The sequence below is a fragment of the Streptococcus rifensis genome (genome assembly GCF_053203525.1).
Genome location: NZ_JBRUCW010000024.1, coordinates 1 through 8336, shown reverse-complemented (window position 1 = coordinate 8336; position 8336 = coordinate 1). Strand labels below are relative to the sequence as shown.

General features: G+C 46.0%; 4 protein-coding genes and 1 pseudogene. All 5 read right to left on the bottom strand.

The features are described 5' to 3' along the window. Positions 1 to 541: 541 nt before the first annotated feature. Positions 542 to 1615, bottom strand: a complete 1074-nt coding sequence (locus ACVRYP_RS10615; protein WP_447468676.1) for a M24 family metallopeptidase — start codon at positions 1613 to 1615, stop codon at positions 542 to 544. 150 nt (positions 1616 to 1765) lie between these two features. Next, on the bottom strand, positions 1766 to 4594 hold the full coding sequence (gene uvrA, locus ACVRYP_RS10610) for an excinuclease ABC subunit UvrA (protein WP_447468675.1): 2829 nt from the start codon (positions 4592 to 4594) through the stop codon (positions 1766 to 1768). A 122-nt stretch (positions 4595 to 4716) separates the two neighbouring features. After that, complete coding sequence (locus tag ACVRYP_RS10605) at positions 4717 to 6429, bottom strand: ABC transporter permease/substrate binding protein (RefSeq protein ID WP_447468677.1); 1713 nt, start codon at positions 6427 to 6429, stop codon at positions 4717 to 4719. Positions 6430 to 6468: 39 nt separating this feature from the next. Next, complete coding sequence (locus ACVRYP_RS10600) at positions 6469 to 7659, bottom strand: quaternary amine ABC transporter ATP-binding protein (RefSeq protein ID WP_447468674.1); 1191 nt, start codon at positions 7657 to 7659, stop codon at positions 6469 to 6471. A 264-nt stretch (positions 7660 to 7923) separates the two neighbouring features. Beyond that, positions 7924 to 8336, bottom strand: a pseudogene (locus tag ACVRYP_RS10595) (ISNCY family transposase); the annotation flags it as partial.

Genomic DNA, 8336 nt, shown 5'->3' with positions numbered 1-8336 from the left:
AATATCGGGCTGAGAAAGAAAATCTTACCCAACCACATACTAGTATAAACTATGTCTCAACAAAATAACAGTGGTTTTGACACAAATAAGACCTAATTTTGCGGGACATTTTCATTTTCGATTGACAATGTTTTCTTCTTCAAGTACTGATAGTCAATCCAATAGAGACCACGAGCGATCATTAAAAAAGCACCCTTTCGGATGCTTCAGACTGGAGACTAAGTCATTTTTGAAACTTTCCTTGGGTGATAATGGACGGTAGGGACTCCCTTCGGGATTCCAAACCTAAGTTTTGAGCCTTCTTCGCTTTTCTATTTCCAAGCTCAGACCTGAAATAGTCCACTGGACTATTTCACCCCAAAACTTCCAAGAACCTAAAACGCAATCGTTTCAGGCTCTTTGTCACAGTGGAAAGTTTCCGTTTTGGCTCACTTCGCTCGAAAAAATACATGTTTTCAAATCAATAGCAAGACTTTTCAATATCATTACCACGGTAGACCGGATTTGTCTACGTTCTCAAGCATCCTTTCGGATGCTTGGCTTAAATCACGATTAACTCTTTTGGCGCATGGGTCAAGACTTCACAACCTGTCTCTGTGATGAGGAGGTCATCTTCGATGCGTAGCCCGTATTTGCCCTCTAGGTAAATACCTGGCTCATCCGTAATCACCATCCCCGCCTCTAGCACTTCATCAGTCTTTCTAAAGAAGGGTTCCTCGTGTACATCAAGCCCTATTCCGTGGCCAATCCCATGGGTGAAATAAGGCCCATAGCCAGCTTCATCAATGACTTGGCGTGGAATCCCATCAACATCTGTAAAAGTCAGCCCTACTTTAGCTTTTTCAATCAAAGCTTGATTCGCTCTTAGGACAATGTCATAAATCTCCCGCTCTTCATCGGTCACATGTCCCACATGGATGGTCCGCGTCATATCACTCACATAATGGTTGTAGTAACAGCCAAAATCCAAGGTCAAAGACTCTCCCGCTAGAATCAGCTTGTCACTGGCTCGACCGTGGGGCATGGCAGAGCGGTAGCCTGATGCTGCAATGGTGTCAAAGGAAATCCCTGATGCTCCGTACTCTCGCATGCGAAAATCGAGGAAGGTCGCTACATCCAATTCCGTCGTTTGACCTGGCTGAATAAAGTCCAGGACATCCAAGAAAGCCTTATCGGAAATCGAGCAGGCTTGTTTGATGGTCGCAATCTCCGAAGCATCCTTGATGAGACGCAATTGCTCCACAAAATTAGCCAGAGGCTCTAACTGATAGCCCTCAAAAACACGCTCTAACTGCTGGTAGAAGCTGAAGGTCACGTCATTTTCAAAACCAATGGTCGCCAATCCATCACCATCAATAACCTTAGCAATCTCACCCAGAGCATCGCGATGGTCAATGATATCAAAGCCCTGCACCACTTCTCTCGCCATGGCGATGTAACGCGCATCTGTGACAAAGAGGCGGCGTTTGTCGCTGATCAAAATCGTCGCATTGGTTCCATGAAACCCTGTTAGATAGTAAATATTGGTTAAATTGGTCACGAGAACAGCATCAACAGATGAAACTTCCAATGCCGCGTCAAACCGAGCCAATCGTTGCTCTAAATAATTAGTCATAACAATCTCCTTATAGTCGATAGACCTATTTTATCATGAAAGGGGAGAGAAAAACCAGCTAAAACTAGCTAGTTCGAAAACTTAGAAAATGCCCTAAGTGGAACTGCCAGAATAAGCTGGTATTTCTATTTTTTGCTCATTTAAGATGTGTTACACATGTAACTTAGTTTTCAAGTATTGACCGGTAAAGCTAGCCTCGTTTGCTGCGACGTCTTCTGGGGTGCCAGTCGCGATAATCTGACCGCCTCCGATACCGCCCTCAGGACCGAGGTCAATGATATGGTCTGCTGTCTTAATCACGTCCAGATTATGTTCGATGACCAGAACTGTATTGCCATCTTCCACAAAGCGTTCGAGAACCTTAAGCAAGCGTGCAATGTCCTCTGTGTGAAGGCCCGTTGTCGGCTCGTCTAAAATATAGAAGGACTTGCCCGTTGAGCGTTTATGGAGTTCTGAAGCCAGCTTCATCCGCTGAGCTTCTCCTCCTGAGAGGGTCGTTGCTGGCTGTCCCAGACTGACATAGCCCAGACCGACATCCTGAATGGTCTGAAGTTTACGAGCAATCTTGGGAATGTGTTGGAAGAACTCAACTGCATCATTAACAGTCATATCCAGAACTTCTGAGATATTCTTTTCCTTATAGTGAACTTCTAGGGTTTCACTGTTGTAGCGGCGGCCATGACAGACTTCACAAGGCACAAAGACATCTGGTAGGAAATGCATCTCAATCTTGATAATCCCATCACCCGAGCAGGCTTCACAGCGACCACCCTTGACATTAAAGGAGAAGCGCCCCTTCTTATAGCCACGGACCTTGGCCTCATTGGTCTTGGCAAAGAGGTCGCGGATGTCGTCAAAAACACCGGTATAGGTCGCAGGGTTTGACCGCGGGGTGCGACCGATTGGGCTTTGGTCAATGTCAATCAAACGGTCAATATGCTCGATTCCCTCAATCTTCTTGTGTTTTCCTGGTTTGGCTGAATTACGATTGAGTTTTTGGGCAATGCCTTTTTTGAGAATGCTGTTGACCAAGGTCGACTTACCAGAGCCTGAAACACCGGTAACGGCGATAAATTTACCCAGCGGGAAGGTAGCTGTCACATTTTGAAGGTTATGCTCTGTTGCCCCCGTCACCCGAATAAAGCGCCCATTGCCTGCTCGTCTCTCTAAAGGCACCTCAATCTGGCGTTTGCCAGATAAATACTGACCTGTGATTGAGTGTTTACTTTTAGCAACCTGCTTTGGAGTTCCTGCAGCAACAATCTCGCCACCAAACTTCCCTGCACCTGGTCCAATGTCAATCAGATAGTCCGCTGCCATCATGGTATCTTCATCGTGTTCCACAACAATCAAGGTGTTGCCCAAGTCCCGCATTTTTTTCAAGGAGTCAATCAAGCGGTCGTTATCCCGCTGGTGGAGACCGATGGACGGTTCATCAAGGATATAGAGGACACCAGACAAGTTTGACCCAATTTGTGTCGCCAGCCGAATCCGCTGGCTCTCGCCACCCGATAGGGTCCCTGCAGCTCGTGATAGAGTCAGGTAGTTAAGACCAACATTGTTTAAGAAGGTCAAGCGGTCCGTGATTTCTTTCAAGATCGGTTTTGCAATCGTCGCTTCATTGGCTGACAATTGCAGGTCAGACACTAAAGCCAAGTGATCCGCAATCGACAAATCAGACAAGGCCCCAATATGCAGGCCATCCTCGCCACCAATCTTGATTGATAGGGCCTGATCGTTGAGGCGATAGCCCTGACAGGTGGCACAGGTCAACTCATTCATGTAAAGACGCATTTGACCTCTGGTGAAATCACTATTGGTCTCACGGTAGCGGCGCATGATGTTGGTCAAAACTCCCTCAAAAGGAATGTCAATATCCCTGACACCGCCAAATTCATTTTCGTAATGGAAGTGGAACAGCTGATCTTTGGAGCCATTTAAAATCAGGTCCTGACTGGCCTTGTCAAGATTTTTGAACGGTGTGTCCATATCAATCCCAAAGGCTGTCATAGCTTGCTCTAACATCTGCGGGTAGTAGTTTGAGGAAATCGGATTCCAAGGGGCTAGCGCTCCCTCTCGAAGGGTCAAATCTGTATCTGGTACGACCAGGTCTACGTCGACCTCAAGCTTGCTGCCAAGACCATCACAATCACTACAGGAGCCAAAGGGGGCGTTAAAGGAGAAGAGACGAGGTTCTAACTCCGGCACCGTAAAGCCACAAACAGGGCAGGCATAGTGTTCGGAGAATAGGAGTTCTTGTTCATCCATGGTATCGATGATGACGTAGCCATCTGCAATGCGCAGAGCAGCCTCAACCGAGTCAAAGAGACGGCTTCTGATGCCCTCTTTGATGACAATCCGGTCAATTACAACCTCTATGTTGTGGGTGAAATTTTTGGCCAACTCTGGAGCTTCTGCGACATCATGGACCTCACCATCAATGCGAACCCGCACGTAGCCATCTTTTTGGATTTTCTCCAGCATGTTTTTATGCTGGCCTTTCTTACGGCGAACAACTGGTGCTAGGATCTGCAGGCGCTGGCGCTCAGGCAACTCCAAAATCTGATCCACAATCTGCTCAACAGAGGTCGCTGAAATGGCCCCGTGCCCATTGATACAGTAGGGAACACCGATACGAGCATAGAGCAAGCGCAGATAATCATTAATCTCTGTCGCCGTTCCAACAGTTGACCGAGGGTTTTTAGAGGTGGTCTTTTGGTCGATGGAAATGGCTGGGGATAAGCCATCAATACTATCCACATCTGGCTTGTCCATGTTTCCTAAAAACTGTCTGGCGTAGGCAGACAAGCTTTCCACATAGCGGCGTTGCCCTTCTGCGTAGAGGGTATCAAACGCCAGACTTGATTTTCCAGAGCCTGACAAACCAGTGACCACGACTAGCTTGTCCCTTGGAATTTCCACATCAATATTTTTTAAATTATGGGCACGCGCGCCATGAATAACAATCTTATCCTGCATAAAAGCCTCTTTCTAATGTCCTTCTATTATAGCACATTTGGCAAACAAACTCTGAAAACCGCTACAGGAGTTCCTGCTGAAAACACAGGAAAATCCCGCAGTAACCCGCGAGATTTAAAGGCCTATTTGGTCCATTCAGCCACTTTTTCAGGATGTTCTGAAATCCATTTTTGAGCAGCTTCTTCTTCAGACATACCATCTGCAATGTCTAGCATGACTGCTTCCATATCCTCTTTTTCCCAGAAGAACTGATCAATAATCTGATAGGCTTTTGGAAGGTCTTCTGCCAAACCTTTACGGCTCAATGTATGGATATTTTCCCCAGCACCGAAGACACCTTCTGGATCTTCTAAGTATTTGAGGTCGTACTTAGCAAACATCCAGTGTGGCGACCAAGCAGTGATAACGATCGGTTCTTCAGCCATGATAGCCTTATCTAGAGCTGTTACCATGGCGCCAGTCGATGAGGCTTCCAAGGTCCAGCTGGAGAGGTTGCTATAAGCAGACAAGCTCTCCTCGGCACTGTTCATGATCCCAGCACCGGGCTCAATCCCTGTAATGGCAGAGCCAGCTTCTGTCGTTAATTGACTGATACTGTCGATACCGACATAGGTTGGCACCGCTAGACCCAATTGAACATTTTCAAGGTTGGCTCCCAAATCATCGATTTGGTCTTCGTATTCTTTTGCCAAGTCTCCGTGAGTTACCGGTAACCAAGCACTGACAGACGCATCCATACTGCCATCTGCTAATGATTTCCAAGCAACAGCATTATCCAGCGGTGTCATCTCGACGGTAAACCCTTCTTGACGAAGGATTTCTGCTAGGACATTGGTTGAGGCAATCTCAGAGTCCCACTGAACATAGGCTAACTTAACGGTTTCGCCTTGAGATCCCTTATTGCCTCCAAAAAGAGAGGCAAAGCTTGGCAAGAGTAGAAAGGCAACGGCTAACCCTGCTAAGATTTTTTTCAAGAAGCTCGGTAATCCTTTTCCTTGTGGTTTAACATTAACCAGTTGCATCATCCGATCAATAATGATGGCCAAGATAACCAAGCTAAGACCATTGACAAATCCATTACCAATATCAGCTTTCTGAAGGGCCGACAAGACGCCACGACCAAGACCAGGGGCACCGATCATCGAACCGGTCACCACCATGGACAAGGCGAGCATGATGGTCTGGCTGATACCTGCTACAATAGTATCCTTAGCCAGCGGTAATTCTACTTTAAAGAGCTTTTGCGGTCCCGTACTACCAAAGGATTCTGACGCTTCTACTAATTCACGCGGCACTTCCCGAATACCCAAATTGGTAAAACGAACCGTTGGCGGTAAGGCAAAGATGATGGAGGCAAAGACCCCTGGCACCATCCCGATGCCAAAGAAAGCGACCGCCGGAATCAAGTAAACAAAGGCTGGCATGGTCTGCATGAAGTCCAGAATCGGGTTAATGACCTGCTGGACGCGATCGCTTTTAGCCATCCAAATCCCCAGCGGAATACCAATCACGACAGACAGGAGACTGGCAACAAGTACTAAACTTAGCGTGTTCATCAAATCCGCCCAAAGTCCTTGGTTGTAAATAAACAGGAGACCGATTAAGGTAAACAGTGCTAAACCAAAGCTACGGGCAGACTTTCTCCGTCCAAGAAGATAAGCCAGGCTTGTCAAGGCCGCAATCATGATCAAGGGATGGAAAAACAAGAGCGTGTCTGTCATGGTTGACATGACAGCATTACCGGCATCTTGAACGACGCCAAAGAGACCAGAAAAGGTTTTGGTGACCCACTCCGTTGCCTGGTCTACCATCGGTGCAACGGGTAAGGGGTTCATCTGTGATAAAACGATTAGTGTTGACAAAATGTCCTCCTTCTATTCAGCTGATTCATTATCTTTAGCGAGCGCTTCAAGCACACGACCACGGATGATGACACCTTTTAGACGCTCATTGTCATCGACCACAGCAATTGGACTCGATGAATCGTGAATCAATGGTAAAATATCAGTTACTAAGGTGTCTTGCGAAATGGTAATGACATCAGAGTCCACAGCGTCCTTCAGAGCAAGATGGTTCTTAACAGCTTCTAAGGCCTTATCTGCTGTCACGACTCCCTGCAACTGGCGCTTACGGTTAACCGCCATCAACATGCTGACGGATTCTGTCCGCATCCGCTGAAGGGCGACCTTAGGACCATCGATATCCATGTTTGTAGTAATGGGTTTAATCATAATGTTTTGAGCAGTTAAGACTCTTGACCGATCAACGTCTTCGACGAACTCACGGACAAATTCATTGGCAGGATTGGTCAAGATTTCTTCACCCGTGCCGATCTGCATGATTTGACCATCCTTCATCAAGGCAATTCGATCCCCAATCCGCAAGGCTTCATTGAGGTCGTGGGTGATGAAAATAATCGTTTTTTGGACGCGCTCTTGAAGGTCCAAGAGTTCATCTTGCATCTCTTTTCGAATCAGTGGATCAAGGGCTGAAAAAGCCTCGTCCATCAGCAAGATTTCAGGATCATTGGCCAAAGCACGCGCCAAACCAACACGCTGTTGCATCCCCCCTGAGAGCTGCCCAGGATACTGGTCCTTAAAGGCTAACAGATCCGAGTTCTCCAAGGCTTTCTCAGCAGCTACTTGACGCTCATTTTTAGGAACCCCACGGAGTTCCAAACCAAATTCCGTGTTTTCTAGAATGGTTTTATGAGGTAAAAGGGCAAAGCTTTGGAACACCATGTTAATGGTATGGCGACGAACTTCCCGTAACTCTTCCTTAGTCATCTTAGCGATATCCTGCCCGTTGATATAAATATCGCCTGACGATGGCTCAATCAAACGGTTAAGAAGACGAATCAAGGTTGACTTACCACTACCAGACAAGCCCATAATCACGAAGATTTCTCCTTCTTTGACGCTAAAGTTAGCGTCGTAGACACCAACCGTTGCTCCGGTTTTCTTTAAAATATCTGTTTTACTAGCACCTTCTTGAACCATTTTTAAGGCTTGCTTCTGTTTCTTTCCAAAAATTTTGGTCAGGTGCTTAATTTCTAATTTTTCCATGTTATCCTTTCTCTTGACTTGTCACAGTCATTAAAAATTCCACGGCTTTTAAACCGACCATACTATTTTATAACAAAGTGGTCACTTTTGTCAAGGAAGGTTAGCTGTATCAAATGATTTGTAATCCCTTTCTTTCCGTTCAGACAGGGCGATTAAAAAATTTCAAAAAATCATGGATTTTACGAAATTCTGCCATCTTTTGAACTGTCAATCGAAAATGAAAATGTCCCGCAAAACTAGGTCTTATTTGTGTCAAAACCACTGTTATTTTGTTGAGACATAGTTTATACTAGTATGTGGTTGGGTAAGATTTTCTTTCTCAGCCAGATATTGGTCGTAAGATTTCCCAATCTTACGCAGATAGTTTTTGAAAGATGCCAGTTTCCACGGGTGTGATTGTGGAGGGATGTACTGGCGTCTTTCTTTTTTGAGTTCTTGAGGGCGTTCAAATTCTGCTGAGTGTTTGTCATGTTCTACGAGCTCCTTGGTTTGATATATTTTATCAGCGATGTTGAGGTAGATGTTCCCATCCAATGCTTGGATCACAAGTGCCTTTGTCCTGCGTGAAAAGTAGATGTCTTGCCCCTTTTCAACAGGCAGGAAAAATCGATTTTGGAAGCGAATATGGTGTCCAGCGTCAACGGTTCTCTCCGTTACCCGAGCCAGAATCAAGTTTC